Origin of the sequence: Castellaniella sp. S9, assembly GCF_027257175.1 — a bacterium.
Taxonomy (GTDB): domain Bacteria; phylum Pseudomonadota; class Gammaproteobacteria; order Burkholderiales; family Burkholderiaceae_B; genus Castellaniella.
In genome coordinates this window covers 46957-66407 of record NZ_JAPFGD010000002.1, presented here as the reverse complement: position 1 = coordinate 66407, position 19451 = coordinate 46957, and the positions used below count along the sequence as shown (strand labels likewise).

Genomic DNA, 19451 nt, shown 5'->3' with positions numbered 1-19451 from the left:
GCCCAGGCCCCGGTAGACGCCACGGCCAGGCCTGGAGCCCTGCTCAGGCCGGCGAGGACAAGGGCGGCAGCGGCTGATTGCCCAAGCCCTGCCGGGCCGGATCCGGCGCGGGGCCTTCCCATTGCGGGATGTCCACCCGCGTGGCCGGGCCGGTGAGTTCGGCGCCGTGGCGGCGGATGATGCCCGCGATCTTGAGCAGGACGTCTTCCTGGACATCCAGGTACTCGTTGTAGTCGGTCGTGACGGTGAAGGCGTACAGGAACAGCTTCAGGGAGAAGTTTCCGCAGCTGCTGAAGTTGAAGGCAAAGAAATCGTGTTTCACGCCGGGGTGTTCCCCCAGCATCGCTCGCACCTCGGCGACGATGGCGGGCACCGCGTCGATGTCGGCGTAGCGGATATGGATGTCCTCCATGATGCGCCGGGCGGTCATGCGCGTGTGGTTGATGACCGGCTCGCTGTTGAACATGGCATTGGGCACGTAGAAGGGCTTGCAGTCGAAGCCGATCAGCCGCGTGGCGCGCCAGCCGATGTGCTCGACACCGCCCATGAGGTCGGTCCCGGGAATGATGATGTATTCGCCCACCTTGAAGGGGCGGCTGGCGAAGATCGTCAGCCCGCCCAGCAGATTGGCCACCAGGCTTTGCGCGGCAAAGCCGATGGCGATGCCGCCCACGCCGCCGAAGGCGAGCAGGCCGGCGATGGAAAAGCCCAGGGTCTGCATCATCATCAGGATGGCGGTGATGACGATCGAGGCGCGCGCGAGCTTGCCCACCGCGTCCGCGGCCGTGGGGTCCAGTTCGTGGCCGCGATGCCGCGCCCGCGCCATCATGTTGTCCTGCACGCGGCCGGCGACGCGCAGCAGGAACCACATGGCCACGCCGATGATCGCCACGTCGCGCGCCGGCCCGACCGCCTGCGCCAGGGTCGAGTCCCCCGCGCCCTCGCGCACGTCCAGCAGGACGTGGACCGCCGCGGCCAGGCCGACGATCCAGACACCGACCTGCGCCGGCGTGCTGGCACTGGTCAACAGGCCGTGCGCCCAGACGTGGCGCAGCTCGTCCACCCGGCGCGCCAGGCGGTCAAAGAGGGCGCGCACGGCCAGGCCGGCGAGCAAAGTGCCCAGCACTACGCCGAAGACGAGGATCGCGGTATGCCATTCACGGTAGGCGGACACGAGGTCCTGGATGAGTGGTGTATCGTTCAAATCTTTCCTCCATTCGCTCGGCCGGCGGCACGGGCCGGCCGAAGGGGTCAGTGTACCGACAAGCGCCTCGCGACCCAAGACCGGCGCGGGATGGGGCTGTGGCCGTATAGGCTATAAAAGACCCCTCGCCACCCCCTTTGAAAAGCCAGAGACCCCACACCATGGATTCCATCACCCAGGCCGCCCTCGGCGCCAGCATCTGCGGCGCCATGCTGGGACGCGCGCACGGCCGCAAGGCCTATGTCGCGGGCGCGGTCCTGGCGACCCTGCCCGACCTGGACGTCATCATCCGGCACGCCGATCCGCTGTCAGCCATGATCAATCATCGCGGTTTCTCGCACGCCCTGCTGACGCTCACCGCCCTGGCCGCCCTGCTGGCCTGGCTGCTGCGCCGCCTGCGGCCGCATCCAGGCTATACAGGCCTGTGGCTGTTCGCGGCGCTGTGCCTGACCCTGGTCACCCATCCACTGCTGGACGCCTTCACCAGCTACGGCACCCAGCTCTTCTGGCCCTGGCGCCCCACGCCGACCGCCTGGTCGACGATTTTCATCATCGATCCGTTCTATACCCTGCCGCTGCTGGTGGCCGCCGCAGCCGGCCTGGCCACAGGCGCGCGTCCTGCCAACCGGCGCATCGCCTGCTGGGCCCTGGCGATCAGCACGGCCTACCTGGCCTGCTCCGTCGCCTTCAAGACCGTCATCGAGCACCGGGTGCACGCCCAGCTCGAACGACAGGGCATCCGGGTCGAAGCCCTGTTCTCGACGCCCGAGCCCTTCAGCATCCTGCTGTGGCGGGTCGTGGCCCGCACGGCGGACGGCGATATGGTCGAGGCCATCGCCGGCCTCCTGGATCGCGGTCCCGCGGAAACCCTGCGCGCGCCCCTGAATCGCGGCCTGGCCGAGGCCGCCGCGGACATCCCGGCGCTGCAGGGACTGCGCTGGTTCACCGGCGACTGGCTGCGGTACGACGAGATCGACGGCCGGCTGGTGGCGACCGACCTGCGCATGGGCCTGGCCAGCGGCCTGTACTCGTTCCGCTTTCGCGTGGCCGAGCGCGACGCCGCCGGGCGCTGGCAGGCGGTGACGCCGACACGCTGGCCCAGCGAACGCGGCCGGGAGGCCTTGTCCACCGTGCTGCGGCGGATCTGGACGCAGGAGCCGCCCCTGCCGCTGGCGGACTGGGCGCGCCGCATGGACCAGGCTCCACCGGATGATTGAGCGGCCATGCGGCCGTGGCGCGCGGGGTTCCAGCCCTATTCATTGACAATAGTCATTGGCTCCCCGGGGAATCGGCGAAATAATATTGAGAACGAAAGGAATCCTCAATTATGTTTGCCTCCCCCCGCCCCACCGCCCCGGCGGCGCCGCGCCCGCGCCGCCGCGCGCTCCTGGGCCTGCTGCCCGCCCTCGCCGTGGCGGGGTCGCCCGCCGCCCGCGCCCTGGCCGCCGAGGGGCCCCGCGACCGCCTGGTGCTGTCGGGGCCGCCCGCCACGGTCTCCTTTCCTTTCATCCACATGATGGAATCCGGCGCCCTGGCGCCGGTGGCCCGGAACGTGGAATTCCACCTGTGGACCAACCCCGACCAGTTGCGGGCGCTGGCGCTCGACGGCGCGGCCGACTTCATGGCGGTGCCCTCGAACGTCGGCGCCAATCTGTATAACCGCGGCATCCCGCTGACGCTGCTGAACGTCTCGGTGTGGGGCATGTTGTGGATGATCTCGCGCAGCCCCGACATGCGCACCCTGGCCGACTTCCGGGGCATGGAGATCGCCCTGCCCTTTCGCGCCGACATGCCCGACATCCTGTTCAGCCTGCTGGCCAGGCGCCAGGGCCTGGATCCCCGGAAAGACTTCACGATCCGCTACGTCGCGACCCCGATGGACGCCATGCAGCTGCTGCTGACGCGGCGGGTGGACCACGCCCTGCTGGCCGAGCCGGCCGTGTCGGTGGCCTTGCGCAAAACCCATTCCTTCCCGCTGTCGGCGGTGGCGCCGGACCTCTACCGCAGCGTCAGCCTCACCGAGGAATGGGGCCGCGTGCTCGCGCGCCCGGCGCGCATTCCCCAGGCGGGCATCGCCGCCCTGGGCCAGGCGCGCGAGGACACGGCGCTGCTGACGGCCGTCAGCGAGGCCTATGCCCGCTCGCAGGCCTGGTGCGAGGCCAACCCGCAAGCCTGCGGCGAACTGGTGTCCCGCCACATCGAAATGGTCACTCCCGAGGCCGTCGCCGATGCCATGCAGGCCTCGGTGCGCCACCTGGCCAGCGCGCGCGAGGCGCGACCCGAGCTCGAGTTCTTCTTCCAGCAACTGCTTGCCGACCAGCCGGGCCTGGTGGGCGGCAAACTGCCCGACGCGGCGTTCTACGCTTGAGCCCGGCCGCCATCGACCGCGGGGACGAGGCGCGGCCCGGCCGCCCGGCGCGCGCGGCGGGCGCGGTCCTCGCCTACCTCTGGAGCGGCTGGGGCGCCATCGCCAGCCTGATGCTGTTCTGCGCCGTCTGGGAATGGGGCGCGCAGGCCTACGGCTCGCTCATCCTGCCCGGGCCCCTGGAAACCCTGCAGCGCCTGGCCGCCATGATCGGTCAGGGCGACGCCCGTCCCGAACTCACGATCTCGGCCCGGCGCGCGTTGACCGGCCTGGGCCTCGCGCTGAGCGTCGGCAGCCTGCTGGGCTTCGTCGCCGGCCGCTCGCTGACGGCGGCCATCATCGCGCGGCCACTGGCCACGGTGCTGCTGGGCATGCCGCCGATCGCCTGGCTGGTGCTGGCGATGTTGTGGTTCGGCATGGGCGACGCCACGCCGGTGTTCACGGTCTTCGTCGCCTGCCTGCCGGTGGTTTTCGTGGGCGCGTTGCAGGGCGCCCGCACCCTGGACGGCAGCCTGCGCGACATGGCGCGCGCCTATCGCCTGCCCTGGCGCATGACGCTCACCGACTTGTACCTGCCGCACATGGCCTCGTACCTGTTTCCCTCCTGGGTCACGGCCCTGGGCGCCTCCTGGAAGGTCGTCGTCATGGCGGAACTGCTGACCACCGCCGACGGCGTCGGCGCCGCACTGGCGGTATCGCGCGCGCAACTGGACACGCCGACCTCCATGGGCTGGATCCTGGCCGTGCTGGGCCTGCTGCTCGCCTTCGAGTACCTGTGTCTCGAGCCGCTCAAGCGCACCGTCGAGCGCTGGAGGGTCTCGTGAGCCGGCTGCGCATCGAGGGCCTGACGCACCGCTACGGCCTCACCGAGGTCCTGTCCGGGGTGGGCCTGCGCCTGCCCGCCGGCCAGACACTGGCCCTGGTCGGCCCCTCGGGCTGCGGCAAGAGCACCCTGCTGCACCTCGTCGCCGGTTTGCTGGTCCCTTCCGAGGGCGTGATCGACAATCAGTTCCGCAACATCGCCTGCATGTTCCAGCAGGCGCGCCTGATGCCCTGGAAAAACGCGATCGACAACATCGCCCTGGGTCTCAAGGCCCAAGGCATGGCCGCCCCCGCGCGCCGTGCGCGGGCGGCGGGACTGGCCCGCGCACTGGGCCTGGATGCGGACGACTTGCGCAAGTATCCGCAGGAGCTCTCCGGCGGCATGCAAAGCCGCGTGGCCCTGGGCCGCGCCCTGGCCATCGAGCCCGACCTGCTGCTGCTCGACGAGCCCTTCTCGGCCCTGGACGTGGGCTTGAAGCTCACCCTGTATCGCCACCTGCGCGGCGAGATCGATGCGCGCGGCACCGCCGTGCTGATGATCACCCATGACCTGATGGAGGCCGTGCGCCTGGCCGACCGCATCGTCATGATGGCGCCGGATCCGGGCCGCATGGTCCACGAGTTCCCGCTGCAGCGCGCGCACGCCTTGCGCGACGACGCCTGGGTCTACCAGACCACCGGGACACTGATGCAGGCCCGGGCGGTGCGGCTGGGCTTCGGCCTGGACGAGACGTCCGCAAGCCAGCCCGTCGGGGAGGCGACGACCGTGCGCGCGGCGGGATGCGCCACATGAGGGCCAGCCATCCGGTCTTCATGTGCGGCTTCCGGCCGTTCTTCGTGCTGGTGGCGGTCAGCGGCATCCTGCTGGTGCCCGCCTGGCTGCTGGTGCTCATGGGTGCCGTGCCCGGCTGGCAGCCCGCCGGCGGCATCGTCGCCTGGCACGCGCACGAACTGATCTACGGCCTCGGCATGGCCGCGGTGGCGGGCTTCCTGTTGACCGCGGTACCCGAATTCACGCGCAGTCCGGCCATCGGGCCGCAGGCGCTGCGCGGCCTGGTGCTGCTGTGGCTGGGCGGGCGCCTGGCCTATGCGGCCTCCGCCGCCTGGCCGGCCGCCCTCGGTCTGTGGCCGGCGGCCGCCTGCGACCTGGGACTGGCGGGCGTCCTCCTGGCGCAGCTGGCCCCGCCGCTGTGGCGCGACCCCCAGCGCCGCCACCTCGGCTTTGCCTACACCCTGGCGGCGCTCATCCTGCTGCAGGCGGGCTTCTATGCCTCGGTCGCCGTCGACGGCGACGCCCTGGCCTGGCTGCGGGCGGCGGTCGGCGCCTTCATGATCCTGATTGTCATGGCCGGCAGCCGCGTGTCGATGAACGTGGTCAACGGCCACATCGAGGCCGGCCGCCCCGGCGAGCCGCCGCCGGGCGAGGTGGGTTACCTCGCCCGGCCGCCACGCCGCACGCTCGCGGTGTTCTGCATCGGCGCGGCCAGCGCCGTGGAATTCCTCGCCGGCCCCGGCCTGGTCGCCGCGTGGACGGCGCTCGCGGCGGCGGCCGCGATGTTCAACCTGCTCAACGACTGGCACGTGGGCCGGCCGCTGTTTCGCCGCTGGCCGCTGATGCTCTATGGCGGCTACTGGCTGATCGGCCTGGGCTACGCCGCCATGGGCCTGTCCGGGCTGGGCCTGCCCATCACGGCATCGGCCGGCCGGCACCTGCTGATGGCCGGCGCCATGGCCCTGACCACGCTGGCCATCATGTGCATCGCCGGACGCATCCATGCCGGCCTGTGGCTGGACCGCCGCCCCTGGGCGCCGATCGCGGCCATCGCCCTGGTGCTCGCCGCGGTGTTGCGCGCCGCATCGGGGGTCGGCGCGGCAGGCGCCTGGGCCTGGCCTTTGCTCGGCCTCTCGGGCCTGGTCTGGTCGGCCGCCTTCGCCCTGTACCTGTGGCATGCCGGCCCCACCCTGGTCGGCCCGCGCACCGACGGCCAGGCCGGCTGCGCCGAACCCCTGCAGGAGGACGCCGCCTCTGGCTGCGACGTGCCTTGAGCCGCCCGATCAGGCAAAATAAGGTTTCCCCCACTCTTTTGCAGGAGGCAGGCATGCCCAGCTTCGACGTGGTGTCGGAGGTCGACAAGCACGAACTCGGCAACGCGGTCGACCAGGCCAACCGCGAACTGGCGACCCGCTTCGACTTCAAGGGCACGGACGCCAAGTTCGAGCTCGACGGATTCCTGGTCACGCAATCGGCGCCCAGCGCCTTCCAGCTGCGGCAGATGCTCGACATCCTGCGCGGCCGGCTGTCGGCGCGCGGCATCGACGTGCGCTGCATGGAGGTCGCCGATCCCCTTGAAAACCTGGGCGGCGCCCGCCAGAAAATCACGATCCGCCAAGGCATCGAGCAATCGACGGCGAAAAAACTGATCGCCGCGGTCAAGCAGGCCAAGCTCAAGGTCGAGACCCAGATCAACGGCGACAAACTGCGCGTCAGCGGCAAGAAACGCGACGACCTGCAGCAGGCCATCGCCCTGCTGCGCAAGGCCGACGTGGACCTGCCGCTGCAATACCAGAATTTCCGCGACTAGGCCGACACCGGACCGAATGCCATGAACGCCCCGGCCCTCCGTCACCGTCGCCTCGCCGCCCTGGCCTCGCTGGCCGCGGCGATCGTGCTGGCGCTGCCGGCGCCGCCCGCCGGCGCCGCGGTCAACGCCGGCGACCTGCCCGCCGATCCCCACACGCCGTTCGCCGTCCAGCGCGTCGCCGCCTTCGACGGACCCTGGGCCATCGCCTTCCTGCCCGACGGCCGCATGCTGGTCACGGAAAAGGCGGGGCGCCTGCACATCGCCACGCAGGACGGCGCGGTCCGGTCCGTCTCGGGCGTGCCCGAGGTCCACGCGCGCGGCCAGACCGGCCTGCACGACGTCGCGATCTCGCCGGATTTCGCGCGCGATGCGCTCGTCTACTTCACCTACGTCGCGCCCGCGCCCGACGGCGGCGCCCTCACGCTGGCCCGGGCGCGCCTCGAGGACTCCGGCACAGCCGCGCAGCTGCGCGATCCGCAGATCCTGTGGCGCCAGGAACCCCCGGGCGGCCGAGGCCATCCCGGCGCCCAGATCGCCTTTGCCCCCGACGGACGACATCTGTTCCTGACGGTCGGCGAGCGCCAGGATTCGGACACCGCACAGGATCCCGACCAGGCCCGAGGCAAGATCCTGCGCATGCGCCTCGACGGTTCGGTCCCCGCGGACAACCCCATGGCCGGCGCCGGCGGTGTCCGCGCGCTGACCTGGACGACCGGCCATCGCAATCCCTACGGCCTGGCCTTCGCGCCCGACGGCAGGCTCTGGGAGCATGAAATGGGACCGCGCGGCGGCGACGAGCTGAACCTCATCGAGCCCGGCCAGAACTACGGCTGGCCCCTGGTGTCCAATGGCAGGCACTACATCGGCCTGCCTATTCCAGACCACGACACCCGCCCGGAATTCCGCGCGCCGGTCCTCTATTGGACGCCGGTGATCGCGCCGGCCGGACTGGCCTTTTACCGGGGCGATCTGTTCCCCGGGTGGCAGGGATCCGCCCTCATCGGCGGCCTGGTGTCCACGGGCCTCGTGCGCGTCGAGGTGGACGGCGGCAGCGCCCGGCAAGTCGGCCGCTGGTCGCTGGGCGCGCGCATCCGCGACGTGGCGGTGGCCGCCGACGGGGCGATCTGGGTCATCGAGGACGGCAGTGACGGCGGCCTGCTGCGGCTCACGCCAAAGGATCCGTCCTGAGACCCTGATTCCGGCAGGAGTAAAATGCCTCACCAGACAACTTCAAAAAGGGGTGCCCGTGTTTCCGCAACGACTGATCGATGGCTATACCACTTTCCTGCACCATCGGCTGCAGACTGAACGCGCCCGCTACCATGACCTGGCCGAACAAGGCCAGCATCCGGAGATCATGGTCATCGGCTGCGGCGACTCCAGGGTCGCGCCGGAAACGATCTTCGACGCGGGACCCGGCGAGATGTTCGTGGTCCGCAACATCGCGGCCGTGGTGCCACCTTGCGAGGACGAGGCCCACGAGACCTTCCACGGCACCAGCGCCGCCATCGAATTCGGCGTGAACGCCCTCGAGGTCAAGCACATCGTCGTGCTGGGGCACGCCAGCTGCGGTGGCGTGGCGGCCTTCGCCAACCATGCCGCCCCCTTGACCCAACGCGACTTCATCGGCAAGTGGATGTCGCAGATCGCCCCGGTGATGGACCGCGTCGGCCCCGAAGGGGCGGACCGCGCCGACTGGATCCGGCGGCTGGAATGGGGCGTGGTCGAATACAGCATGAACAACCTCATGACCTTTCCCGCCGTGCGCGAGCGCGTCGAGGCGGGCAGCCTGACCATCCACGGTGCATATTTCGGCGTGGCGACCGGCCTGCTGTTCATGCGCAATCCGCAGACCGGCCGTTTCGAACCCTACCAGGACGTGGAGGACGTGGCCTGAAACGCCGCGCGCCCACCGCGTCTCTGCCGTTCGCGGCGCGCTAGTTCTGCTGTGCGCGCAACGCGTGCAGTTCCTCCTCGGCCACGTCGATGCGCACCGTGCCCCGCTCCACCAGGCGGCGGGCCACGAGACCGATCTCGTCGCCGACGGCGCCGGCCATCAGGGCGATGTTTTGCGAGTGCAGGGACATGTGCCCCTTTTGCACGCCCTCGGTGGCCAGCGCCTTCAGCGCCGAGAAATTCTGCGCCAGGCCCACGGCCGCAATCACGCGCGCGAGTTGCTGCGCGGACTGGATGTCCATGATGCGCAGCGATGCCCGGGCCATGGGATGCAGCTTGGTGGCGCCGCCGATCAGGCCGACTGCCATGGGCATTTCGAGCGACCCCGCCAGATCCCCATCGGCGGTGACCTCCCACTGCGACAGGCTGCTGTACCAGCCCTTGCGCGCCGCATAGGCGTGCGCCCCGGCCTCGACCGCCCGCGTGTCGTTGCCGGTGGCCATCACCACCGCGGTCACGCCGTTCATGATGCCCTTGTTGTGCGTGGCGGCGCGATAGGGATCCATCAGCGCGAATTCGTAGGCGCGCACCATGCCGTCACGCACCTCGGGGCCGCCGATGGCGTCCAGTTTCCACACGCAGCGCGCCCGCGCCAGGCGGCGGTCCGCCAGGTTGGACAGGATGCGCAGGTATACGCGCCCGCCGGCCCAGCCCTCGAGGTGGGGCGCGAGCTTTTCGGCCATGGTGTTGACCGCGTTGGCGCCCATCGCGTCGCGCGTGTCGACGATCAGGTGCGTGATCACCATGGGGCCGTGCGCCGAGTCGACGATCCGCACCTCCAGATCGCGGAACCCGCCGCCCAGCTTGACCAGCACGGGATCGCAGGCGTCGCACAGGCTGCGGATCTCCTCGATGCGCTCGAGTATCGCCAGGCGCGCGTGGGCCGGGTCGGGAACGTCGACCAGCTGGACCTGGGCGATCATGCAGGTGCCCGACATCGAGGTCGTGAACCCGCCCGATTCATAGCATTGGCGCGCCGCGTTGCACACCGCGGCCACCACCGAGGATTCCTCGGTCGCCATCGGCACCAGGTAGTCCTTGCCGTCGATCAGCAGGTTGGTGGCCACCCCGACCGGGATGTTCATGGTGCCCACGGCATTCTCGATCAGGCGGTCGGCCAGATCGACCGGCAGATTGCCGGTATCCAGGAACTGCGCCCGCAGCCCATCGTCCTCCAGGCCGGCGAACGCCATGACCTTGTCCACGCGCTCGGGGACGCTCAGTTTGTGGAATCCGGAAATCCGCGATGTTTTCGTACTCACGACATGCACCTCTATGGCAAACGGAAAAATTGGAGCCCGAACAGTGCTGACAGGCCCTAGCTCATCAGCCTGGGCAGCCAGGTCACCATGGCCGGGAAAGCCGTGCAGATCAGCAGAGCGATGATCTGCAGGCCCATGTAGGGCAGGGTGCCCCGGTACACCACGCCCATGCCCATGCCGCGCGGCAGCGTGCCCTTCATGTAGAACAGTGTGTAGCCGAACGGCGGGCTGATGTAGCCGATCTGGATGGTGATGGCATAGAGCACGCCGAACCAGATCTCATCGAAACCGAGGGCTTTGACGATGGGCAGGAACACCGGGACGGTCAGCAGGATGATGCCGATCTCGTCCAGCGCCGTGCCCAGGAAGATCAGGATCAGCATCATCGCCGCCAGGATCACATAGGTGTTCACGTCCAGGCCGCGGATGAAGCTCATCAGGGTGTCGGCGCCGCCCAGGCCGGTGAAGATCGCCACGTAGGCCTTGGCCCCGATGGTGATCCAGAGGATCATCGAAGTCACCTTCAGCGTCTCGAAGCCCGCCTCGGTCAGCCCGCGCCAGCGCAGCTTGCCGCGCACGGCGCTGGCGCCGATCGCCCCCACCACGCCCACGGCCGCCGCCTCGGTGGGCGTGGCAACGCCGAAGAAGATCGAGCCCAGGATCAGGACGATCAGGATGGCGGGGATCACGACGGCGCGCAGGCTGAGCAGTTTCAGGCTCATGGGCACGGGCTCGCCCGAACCCGGCGGCACCTTGCCGGGCTGGAAATAGGCCACGTACAGGATATATGCAATGTAGATCGATGCCAGGAGGATGCCCGGCACGATGCCGGCGATCAGCATCTTGCCGATCGACACCTGGGCCGTCACCGCATAGATGATGGTCAGGATCGAGGGCGGAATCAGGATGCCCAGCGTGCCGGCCGCGCAGATCGTGCCGGTGACCAGCGAGGGATCGTATTTGCGGCGCAGCATCTCGGGCATGGCCAGCACGCCCATGGCGGTCACCGCGGCACCCACGACCCCCGTCATCGCCGCCATCACCACGCAGATGACGACCGTGCCGATGGCCAGCCCGCCGCGCAGGCGGCCGAACCACAGCTCCATCGCCTTGTACAGGTCCTCGACCACGCCCGAGCGCTGCAGGATGCCGGCCATCAGGATATACAACGGCACGCCCAGCAGCGCCTCGGAGCGCATGGTGTCGAAGATCTGCAGCACCAGGATCACGATCGAATCCGGATTCCACAGAGTAAGGGTGAGCAGCAGCGACAGGCCGCCCAGGACGAAGGCGATCGGCAAGCCCGTCATCATCAGGGCGGTCAGGCCGCCGAACATCAGCAGCAGGATCATGTTCGGGCTCATGCCGGCTCCTTCTGGCCATCCAGGCACAGCACGGCCAGCTCGGCCAGACTCTGCAGCCCCAGCAGCAGCAAGGAGGCGGGCACCGCGAACTTGTAGGGCCACAGCGGCGGGTTCCACGCCGAGAAAGTGGTTTCCCGATAGGCCATGGCCTGCATGGCGAGCGGCACGGCGTAATACAGCAGCACGGCGCAGAAGAACAGGATGACCAGCTGGTTGAAGATGTCCACGGCGCGGCCGGTGCGCGGGGACATGCGGCTGCGGAACAGATCCATGTTCACGTGGCCGCCCAGGTGCAGGACGTAGGGGCCGCCCAGCAGGAAATAGGGCCCGAACAACAGCACGGCCAGCTCCATGCCCCAGACCGTGGGCGCATGGAAGACATAGCGGCTGATGACCTCGAACATCATGACCGGCACGACGATCGCCATCAGTGCGGCCGCGATGATGAAGAGGAATTTATTGACGGCCGTGACGGTCCGTACGTATGCGCGAACGAGGTTCAGCATGGCGGGATTCCCGACGACTGGGATCGAGGGTGCGGCCCCGCGGGGGCCGCGCCCGGGTCATGGATGCGGGGACTGTCTCAGGCGATCAGGCCGAGCTTTTCCATGAAGGCGATCTGGCTGTCCAGGATCTGGGTGGCCAGCGCCTCGCCCTTGGTCGCCTGGCGCCAGACTTCGACCGCCTTTTTGCGGCCCTGCGCCACATCGGCCGGATCCAGGGCGACCACCTCGACCCCCTGTGCCTTGAAGGCGTCGATCGCCTTGCCGTCGGCCACGAGGATGTGCTGGCGCAAGGCCATGGACACCTCGCGCGCCGCCGCGGCCAAAGCCGCCTTGTGCGTTTCGGGCAGCGCCGAGTACGCGGCCTGGTTGGCCACGTAGCTGGTGGCGGTCGTCGGCTGGTGCGGGCCGGGCATGACGATGTGCTTGGCCACCTCGCCCAGGCCGGCCTCCTGGTTGGCGGTCAGGTCGCCGCGGTCGGCCAGGTCGATCACGCCCTTGTCCAGCGCCGTATAGACCTCGGCCGTCGCCAGCGGGGTGACCGCGACGCCCATGGCGGCCATCACCGACGAGGCCAGGCCGACGAAGCGGCCTTTCTTGCCGTTGAAGTCGGCGATGGTCTTGATGGGCACCTTGGAATGGATGGGCTCGGGGCCATACACGGTGGGCGCAATGTAGTACAGGCCGGCGGGCGCGTAGGCCTTGCGGGCGAGATCCAGGCCGCCCAGTTCGTAGAACCAGGCCTCGTACTGGTCGGATTCGGTGAAGCCGAAGGGAATGGTGCTGGTGAAGGCAAAGCCCGGGATCTTGCCGGCCTCGTAGCCGTCGAAGGTCTTCATCATCTGGAAGGCGCCGCCGCGCACCGCGTCGAAAGCCTGATTGGCCGGCACCAGTTGGCCCGCCGCGAACAATTCGATCTCGAACTGCCCGCCGGTCAGCTCGGCCACGCGCTTGACGAAGACTTCCTCGAATTTCTGCGGCGTGGTGCCGCCGTCCCAGAGCGCCTGCATCCGCCACTTGACCTTGTCCTGCGCACGCGCCGCGCCGCCAAGCCCCAACCCCGCGCCGGCCAGCGCGCCGCCGCCCAGAACCTTGAGCGCAGAGCGCCGATTGACTGTACTCATTGTCATCTCCAGTGATCTCCGGAGCCCGCTGCCGGGATCCGGATGGCGGACGTCGCACGCCCGCCCTCGTTTGTCGTTTTCGGCCCGGCGGTGAAACCACAGGCCGGACCCCAAGGATCATAAGCGGGTAACAGGTACAATAAAAGGTACAGTTCAATAAAAACCAGTAAACCGTCCTGTTCTTTGACCCATGACGGTTGACACCGGAGGCCTCATGACCCGCATCGATGCCGTCATCCAGCACATACACGCCGGCATCGCGGCGGGCACCTGGCCCCCGGGCGCCAGGATCTGGTCCATACGCACCGCCGCGGCGGAACTGGGCATGTCCAAGAACACCGTGGCCGAGGCCTATGACCGGATGGTGGCCATGGGCCAGCTCGAGGCCCGCATGGGCTCGGGCTACTACGTGCCCCTGCAGGCCCGGCGCGAGCCGCTGCCCAAGGCCATCTCGGTGGCGCAGGCGGTGGATGCGGTGTCGCTGCTGCGCGAGCAGCTCGTGCGCCGCTACGAGGTCCGGGTCGGCGAGGGCCGCCCGCCGCGCGCCTGGGTCGGCCGTCCCGACTTCAAGCCCCTCGCCGACGCGGGCCTGCGCCACGAGGACAACGAGGCGCACGACTACGGCAACCCCTGGGGCTTCGACAAACTGCGGGAGTACCTGGCCCAAAGCCTGACCGAGCGCGGCATCGAGGCCACGCCGGGACAAGTCCTGACCACCATGGGCGCAAACCACGCCCTGGACCTGATCGCCCGCCAATTGCTCGAGCCCGGCGACACCGTGCTGGTCGACAGCCCGGGCTACTACCCCCTGTTCGCCAAGCTGCACCTGGGCGGCATCCGCATCGTCGGCGTGCGCCGGCGGGTCAATGGGCCGGACGTCGACGAGCTGAACGCCAAGGCCGCCCGGCACAAGCCCAAACTGTTCTTCACCCAGTCGCTGGCCCACAATCCGACGGGCAGCTCGCTGACCCTGCCGATCGGCCATCGCGTGCTGCAGGCCGCGGCGCGTCACGGCTTCGACATCGTCGAGGACGATCCGCTCGCCGACATCCTGCCCGCCAACGCCCCGCGGCTGGCGGCCCTGGACCAGCTCGAGCGCGTCATCTACGTCGGCACGTTTTCCAAGACCCTGTCCGCGGGGCTGCGGGTCGGCTACCTGGCGGCCAACCCGGCGCGGGCCAGCGCCCTGTGCGACCTCAAGATGCTGACCGTCGTCAGCTCGGGGGACCTCGCCGAGCGCATGCTGTTCGGCTTCATCGCTTCGGGCCAGTACCTGAAACACCTGCGCAGGCTGCGCACCCGGGTGTCGCAAACCACCGCCCAGGCCCTCCAGGCGGTGCGTGGCCTGGGCCTCGAGGTCTTCTGCGAACCTTCGGGCTGCTTCTACCTCTGGGTCTATCTCAAGCCCGGGGACGATGAATCGAGGCTGGTCGAGGAGGCCTCGGCGCGGAATATCTTCATCGCCCCCGGCCGTCTGTTCATTCCCGAGCGGGTCAACGACCGCCCCGCCATGCGGCTGAACATCGCCTACGCCACGCATCCGAAGTTCATCGATTTCATGCGTGAGCGGTCGGCGGGGCGGGCATAGTCGCCCACCCTTCATTACAATCCTCCGCATCCGCCCACTTCCTCCAGGTACCTCGATGTCCGACCACACGGCAACACTCAAAGAACTGACCATCAGAGGTACCATTCTCGGGGCGCTCATCACGCTGGCCTTCACCGCCTCGAACGTGTATCTGGGCCTCAAGGTCGGCCTGACCTTCGCGTCCTCCATTCCCGCCGCCGTCATTTCCATGGCGCTGCTGCGCGCCTTCAAGGGCTCCAACATCCTCGAGAACAACATCGTCCAGACCCAGGCGTCCGCGGCGGGCACCCTGTCGGCGATCATCTTCGTGCTGCCGGCGCTGCTGATGATGGGCTACTGGCAGGGGTTTCCCATGCTGGAATCCATGCTGATATGCGCCTGCGGCGGGATCCTCGGCGTCGTCTTCACCGTGCCGCTGCGGCACGCGCTGGTCGTCAAGAGCGACCTGCCCTACCCGGAAGGCGTGGCGGCGGCCGAGATCCTGCGTGCCGGGCACGCCGAGGACGAACCCGGCGGGCGGGCGCGCGGCGGCCATGGCCTGCGCGAGATCCTGCTGGGCGGCGCCGTGGCCGGGGGCTTCAGCCTGCTGGCGAACGGATTCAGGATCGCATCCGACGGGGTGTCCTACTGGGTCACCGCGGGGCGCGCGATCTTTCAGCTGCCCCTGGGCTTTTCCTTTGCCCTGGTCGGCGCCGGCTACCTGGTGGGCATCCGCAGCGGCATCGCGATGCTGCTCGGCGTCTTTCTCTCCTGGGGGATCGCGGTGCCCTGGCTGACCGCCTTGCACCCCGCGCCGGCGGGCGCGGACATCGCTGGCCACGCGACACAGATCTGGGTGTCGCAGGTCCGGCTCATCGGCGCCGGCATGATCGCCATTGCGGCCCTCTGGACATTGATCACGCTGATCAAGCCCATGATCGAAGGCATGCGCATTTCACTGTCCGTGCTCAGGGGCGGCGGCGGGCCCGCAGGCCAGGCGCGGACCGATACCGACCTCTCGCCGCGCACCCTGCTGGTCACGACCGTGCTGATGCTGGCGCTGCTGGCCGCCACGTTCCACTCGTTCATCGCCGACGCGGGCCTGCCGGGCGCCACGGCCTGGACGCTAGTGGCGATCGGCGTATTCATGTCCTTCCTGCTGGGCTTTCTGGTCGCCGCGGCCTGCGGCTACATGGCTGGCCTGATCGGATCATCCGCCAGTCCCATATCGGGCATCGCGGTGATTTCCATCCTGGCGATCTCGCTGGTGCTGATCGGCGCCGGACAGGCGCAAGGCCTGTTGGACGACGCCGGGAACGCGCGTTTCTACACGGCGCTTGCGCTGTTCTGCTCGTCGGTGGTCGTCGCCATCGCGGCGATTTCCAACGACAACCTCCAGGATCTGAAAACCGGCTGGCTGGTGCACGCCACGCCGTGGAAACAGCAGGCGGCCCTGATCATCGGCTGCGTCATCGGCGCCCTGGCCATTCCGCCGGTGCTCGAGATCCTCTATCGGGCCTACGGCTTCATCGGTGCCCTGCCGCGCGCCGACATGGACCCCACGCAGGCGCTCGCCGCGCCGCAGGCCGCCTTGATGATCACCATCGCCGACGGCCTGTTCTCGCATACGCTGGATTGGTCCACCATCCTGATCGGCGTGGGCGGCGGCATTGTGATCATCGTGATCGACGCGGTGCTCCTGCGCACGACCCGCAGGCTGCGCGTGCCCCCGCTGGCCGTCGCCATGGGACTGTACCTGCCGCCGTCCATCGTCACCGCCCTGTTCGTGGGCGCGCTGATCGCGTGGTTCGTAGGCCGGCGGACCGCGACGGATGCCATCGCCGCAGGCACGGATCCCGCCGTGGCCCTGGAGCACGCCGACCGCCGCGCGACCCTGTTCGCCTCGGGCCTGATCGTCGGCGAAAGCCTGGTCGGGGTCGTGCTGGCGATGATCATCGTCGTGTCGGTCAGCGCGGGAGGCAGCGCCGCGCCGCTGGCCCTGGCGGGATTCGGCGGCCTGGCGGAATTCATCGGACCGGCGGCGTTCGCCGCCATGTGCGTCGTATTCATCCGACGGGCGCTGCGGCGGCCTTAGCGGCCCCGGCCCCCCGCCCCGGCCCCTCAGGACATGCCGGCATTGGTGTCGCGCTGCATGAATTGTGTCGCGAGGAACACCGCCGCGCCGATGGCCAGTGGCGGCCACGAGGGAAAGAACATGGCCACGGCGCCCAGGACGATCCCGACGAGGGAACCGATCAACAGGACGTTGTTGCGCCGGCTCATGAGGGCGCCGATCGAGGTGCCAATGAGAATGGCGGCGAGAATCTGATAGATGTAAAGCATGAAAGCCCCCTCTGATTCTGTTGGTAGGCGCGGGCGGCACGGATCCCACCCGCGTCGTCGTCCGTGTCGGACGGACCGAGTGTAGCATCGGCGCGAAACGGAAAGGGTTCAACCGTGAAAGCTTGAAGCAACCTGGGGAATCACCCGGCACACGGTATCCCCCTCGCCCAGGCGCCGCGCCGCGGCGGCCAATCCGCCCGCCGCCAGGACCGGCCCGGCCGCCAGCACCGCAATGCGCCGGTGGCGCCCGTCCAGGCGGTCCAGGGCCTCGGCCAGCGACGCGGCATCCCGCAGGGCCGCGCCCGCCAGCCGATGACGGTCCGCATCGCGGCGGGCCAGTCCCAGCAGGTCCTCGCCAAGGCTCGCAGCGTGCACCACGAGGTCCGCTTCGTTCAAGGCCCGCAGACCGCCCAGCGTCAGGCCGGCCGGGTCGGAATGGCCGACGTCGATCAGGGTGAACACACGGCCCGGGGGGATCCGCGGAGCGCGCAGCCCCTCGCGCAGCGCATGTTCCGCCCGCGCACCATCACCCTCGCGCAAGTAAGCCAGCACCGGACCGTCGAACAGCCAGTCATAGAATTCACGGCGCGGCCCCGGGGCCGGGTGCGCCTCGCGGATCGCCGACCGATAGCGGTGCGCCAGGCGCCCCAGGTCGCCCAGGGCATGGTCGAACAGCGCCTCGAGGCGCTCGCGCAGCCGCCGCGCCAGCACCGGCGCCGCGCCGCCCGACGAGATCGCCACCAGAATGGGCGAACGATCGACCACCGCGGGCACCTGGAAGGACGAATGCGCCGGGTCGTCCACCACGTTGGCAAAGATGCGCCGCCGGTCCGCCAGCGCCTTGACCTGCGCGTTGACCGCCGCATCGCCGGTCGCGGCGATCACCAGCCAGGCCCCGTCGAGCCAAGCCTCGTCGAACAGTCCCGGATCGTGGATCAGGCGTCCCGCCCGGGCCCAGGTCCGCAAGGCAGGCGTCAGGTCGGGCGCCCCCACGCGCACCCGCGCGCCGCTGTCCAGCAGCATGCGCACCTTGCGCTCGGCCACGGTGCCGCCGCCGACAATCCGCACGACCCGGCCGTCCAGGTCGGCAAAAACCGGATACAGGCGATTCAGGCTGCCCATTTCGCGACCTCTTCGACGGCCTCGGCCAGGACCACGGCGCGGGGGTCGGCCATGGCCCCAACCTCGCCCACCAGGATCAGGCACGGCGAGGCGAGGCCCCCGTATCGCGCCGTGCTCGCCAGGCAATCCAGTGTGCAGCGCAGCGCCCGCTGGCGCGGCGTGGCGCCATCCGATACCAGCACGACCGGGGTGCCGCCGGGCCGGCCGTGCCGCAGCAGGCCTTGCGCGATGTCCGCCGCCTGCGACAGGCCCATGTAGAACACCAGGGTCCGGTCGCGCCGCGCAGCCAGCGAGGCCCAGTCGCAGCCCGCAGCGCCCGCGCGCTGATGCGCCGCGACCAGTGACACCTCCGAGGCCAGGCCGCGATGCGTCAGGGCGATGCCGGTGGCGGCCGCGCAGGCACTGGCGGCGGTGATGCCGGGCACCACCTCGACCGGGATGCCGGCCTGGCGCAAGGCGATCATTTCCTCGCCCCCGCGCCCGAAAATGAAAGGGTCCCCGCCCTTGAGCCGGACCACTTCGCGACCGGCCGCGGCATGGCGGACGAGCAAGGCATTGATGTCGCCCTGGGACACGGGATGCCGGCCGGCCTGCTTGCCGACGTCGATCCTCAGCGCATCGGCCCGGCATTCGCCCAGCAGCGCGGGCGCGCCCAGGCGGTCGTGGACCACGACGTCGGCCACCCGCAGGCGCTTGAGGCCCGCGACCGTGATCAGGTCCGGATCGCCTGGACCCGCCCCGACCAGGCAGACCCGGCCCGGGGCGCGCGCCGGCCGGGCGCCCGGCTCATGCAGCGGCATGATCGCACCCCTTGCGGCGTTCCGGTGCTTGCGGCGGGCCGACGCAGATCATGCCGGCCTCGTCCCTGCACAGCGGCCAGCAACGCACCGAGACCGAGGCATCCTCCAGGCATTGTCCGGTGTCCAGGCGGAAATGCTGCTTGTACATGGGGGACGCCACCACCAGGCATCCCCGCAGTTCGCCCACGATGCCGCGCGCGAGGATGGCCGCTCCGCTGAAGGGATCCAGATTGTCCAGGGCGAACAGGCCTTCGTCGGTCAGGAAGATCGCAATCTGCACCCCATGGGCGCGCACTGCGACGCCGCCGTCCGGGATCAGGTCATCGGCATGGCAGACCGCCGGCCAGGCGGCTGCGCCCGGCGCGCCAGGGACCGCGGGCGTGTCTTGCGCGGCTGGAGCCGAGCGAGTGCGAATCAAACGGGACATGGCGTTCTCC

General features: G+C 69.5%; 19 protein-coding genes. 10 read left to right on the top strand and 9 right to left on the bottom strand.

The window, feature by feature from the left end; all coding sequences use genetic code 11:
• Positions 1 to 43 precede the first annotated feature (43 nt).
• Positions 44 to 1204: a mechanosensitive ion channel family protein gene (locus OOZ48_RS02965; protein ID WP_269495525.1), complete on the bottom strand. Its 1161-nt coding sequence runs from the start codon at positions 1202 to 1204 to the stop codon at positions 44 to 46.
• Between the two features lie 161 nt (positions 1205 to 1365).
• Between OOZ48_RS02965 and OOZ48_RS02960 the strand changes: the two genes are divergently transcribed.
• From OOZ48_RS02960 to OOZ48_RS02925, 8 genes are all read left to right on the top strand, one after another.
• Positions 1366 to 2421 carry a metal-dependent hydrolase gene (locus OOZ48_RS02960; protein WP_269495524.1) on the top strand — a complete coding sequence of 352 codons (1056 nt, stop codon included), beginning with the start codon at positions 1366 to 1368 and terminating at the stop codon, positions 2419 to 2421.
• Positions 2422 to 2531: 110 nt separating this feature from the next.
• On the top strand, positions 2532 to 3572 hold the full coding sequence (locus tag OOZ48_RS02955; RefSeq protein WP_269495522.1) for an ABC transporter substrate-binding protein: 1041 nt from the start codon (positions 2532 to 2534) through the stop codon (positions 3570 to 3572).
• Positions 3569 to 4393 (top strand): ABC transporter permease, encoded by an 825-nt coding sequence (locus tag OOZ48_RS02950; protein WP_269495520.1) that lies wholly within the window; start codon positions 3569 to 3571, stop codon positions 4391 to 4393. The genes OOZ48_RS02955 and OOZ48_RS02950 overlap by 4 nt, the downstream gene beginning before the upstream one ends.
• On the top strand, positions 4390 to 5184 hold the full coding sequence (locus OOZ48_RS02945) for an ABC transporter ATP-binding protein (RefSeq protein ID WP_269495519.1): 795 nt from the start codon (positions 4390 to 4392) through the stop codon (positions 5182 to 5184). The genes OOZ48_RS02950 and OOZ48_RS02945 overlap by 4 nt, the downstream gene beginning before the upstream one ends.
• On the top strand, positions 5181 to 6437 hold the full coding sequence (locus tag OOZ48_RS02940) for an NnrS family protein (protein WP_269495517.1): 1257 nt from the start codon (positions 5181 to 5183) through the stop codon (positions 6435 to 6437). Before OOZ48_RS02945 ends, OOZ48_RS02940 begins: the two co-directional genes overlap by 4 nt.
• 53 nt (positions 6438 to 6490) lie before the next feature.
• Positions 6491 to 6973: a YajQ family cyclic di-GMP-binding protein gene (locus OOZ48_RS02935; protein ID WP_269495515.1), complete on the top strand. Its 483-nt coding sequence runs from the start codon at positions 6491 to 6493 to the stop codon at positions 6971 to 6973.
• A gap of 21 nt (positions 6974 to 6994) precedes the next feature.
• Positions 6995 to 8161: a PQQ-dependent sugar dehydrogenase gene (locus OOZ48_RS02930; RefSeq protein ID WP_269495513.1), complete on the top strand. Its 1167-nt coding sequence runs from the start codon at positions 6995 to 6997 to the stop codon at positions 8159 to 8161.
• Positions 8162 to 8219: 58 nt separating this feature from the next.
• Positions 8220 to 8870 (top strand): carbonic anhydrase, encoded by a 651-nt coding sequence (locus tag OOZ48_RS02925; protein ID WP_269495512.1) that lies wholly within the window; start codon positions 8220 to 8222, stop codon positions 8868 to 8870.
• A gap of 40 nt (positions 8871 to 8910) precedes the next feature.
• On the opposite strand, the gene OOZ48_RS02920 is transcribed toward OOZ48_RS02925, so the two are convergent.
• The 4 genes from OOZ48_RS02920 to dctP form a co-directional block, all read right to left on the bottom strand.
• Positions 8911 to 10191 (bottom strand): hydroxymethylglutaryl-CoA reductase, degradative, encoded by a 1281-nt coding sequence (locus OOZ48_RS02920; protein WP_269495510.1) that lies wholly within the window; start codon positions 10189 to 10191, stop codon positions 8911 to 8913.
• A gap of 56 nt (positions 10192 to 10247) precedes the next feature.
• Positions 10248 to 11555, bottom strand: a complete 1308-nt coding sequence (locus OOZ48_RS02915) for a TRAP transporter large permease (RefSeq protein WP_269495508.1) — start codon at positions 11553 to 11555, stop codon at positions 10248 to 10250.
• Positions 11552 to 12061 (bottom strand): TRAP transporter small permease subunit, encoded by a 510-nt coding sequence (locus OOZ48_RS02910; protein WP_269495506.1) that lies wholly within the window; start codon positions 12059 to 12061, stop codon positions 11552 to 11554. Before OOZ48_RS02910 ends, OOZ48_RS02915 begins: the two co-directional genes overlap by 4 nt.
• A gap of 77 nt (positions 12062 to 12138) precedes the next feature.
• The gene (dctP, locus tag OOZ48_RS02905; RefSeq protein WP_269495504.1) at positions 12139 to 13182 is read right to left on the bottom strand and encodes a TRAP transporter substrate-binding protein DctP; all 1044 of its coding nucleotides are present in this window, start codon (positions 13180 to 13182) and stop codon (positions 12139 to 12141) included.
• 214 nt (positions 13183 to 13396) lie between these two features.
• Here dctP and OOZ48_RS02900 point away from each other — a divergent pair, with 214 nt between their 5' ends.
• Positions 13397 to 14770 carry an aminotransferase-like domain-containing protein gene (locus OOZ48_RS02900; RefSeq protein WP_269495501.1) on the top strand — a complete coding sequence of 458 codons (1374 nt, stop codon included), beginning with the start codon at positions 13397 to 13399 and terminating at the stop codon, positions 14768 to 14770.
• Between the two features lie 55 nt (positions 14771 to 14825).
• Positions 14826 to 16844: an OPT family oligopeptide transporter gene (locus OOZ48_RS02895; RefSeq protein WP_269495498.1), complete on the top strand. Its 2019-nt coding sequence runs from the start codon at positions 14826 to 14828 to the stop codon at positions 16842 to 16844.
• Between the two features lie 26 nt (positions 16845 to 16870).
• Here the strand turns inward: OOZ48_RS02895 and OOZ48_RS02890 are convergent, their stop codons facing one another.
• From OOZ48_RS02890 to nirD, 4 genes are all read right to left on the bottom strand, one after another.
• Positions 16871 to 17092, bottom strand: a complete 222-nt coding sequence (locus tag OOZ48_RS02890) for a hypothetical protein (RefSeq protein ID WP_269495495.1) — start codon at positions 17090 to 17092, stop codon at positions 16871 to 16873.
• Between the two features lie 108 nt (positions 17093 to 17200).
• Positions 17201 to 18214, bottom strand: coding sequence for an NAD(P)-dependent oxidoreductase (locus OOZ48_RS02885; protein WP_269495493.1), 1014 nt, complete (start codon positions 18212 to 18214; stop codon positions 17201 to 17203).
• Complete coding sequence (cobA, locus tag OOZ48_RS02880; protein WP_269495491.1) at positions 18202 to 19014, bottom strand: uroporphyrinogen-III C-methyltransferase; 813 nt, start codon at positions 19012 to 19014, stop codon at positions 18202 to 18204. Before cobA ends, OOZ48_RS02885 begins: the two co-directional genes overlap by 13 nt.
• On the bottom strand, positions 19001 to 19441 hold the full coding sequence (gene nirD / locus OOZ48_RS02875) for a nitrite reductase small subunit NirD (protein ID WP_269495489.1): 441 nt from the start codon (positions 19439 to 19441) through the stop codon (positions 19001 to 19003). The genes cobA and nirD overlap by 14 nt, the downstream gene beginning before the upstream one ends.
• Positions 19442 to 19451 lie beyond the last annotated feature (10 nt).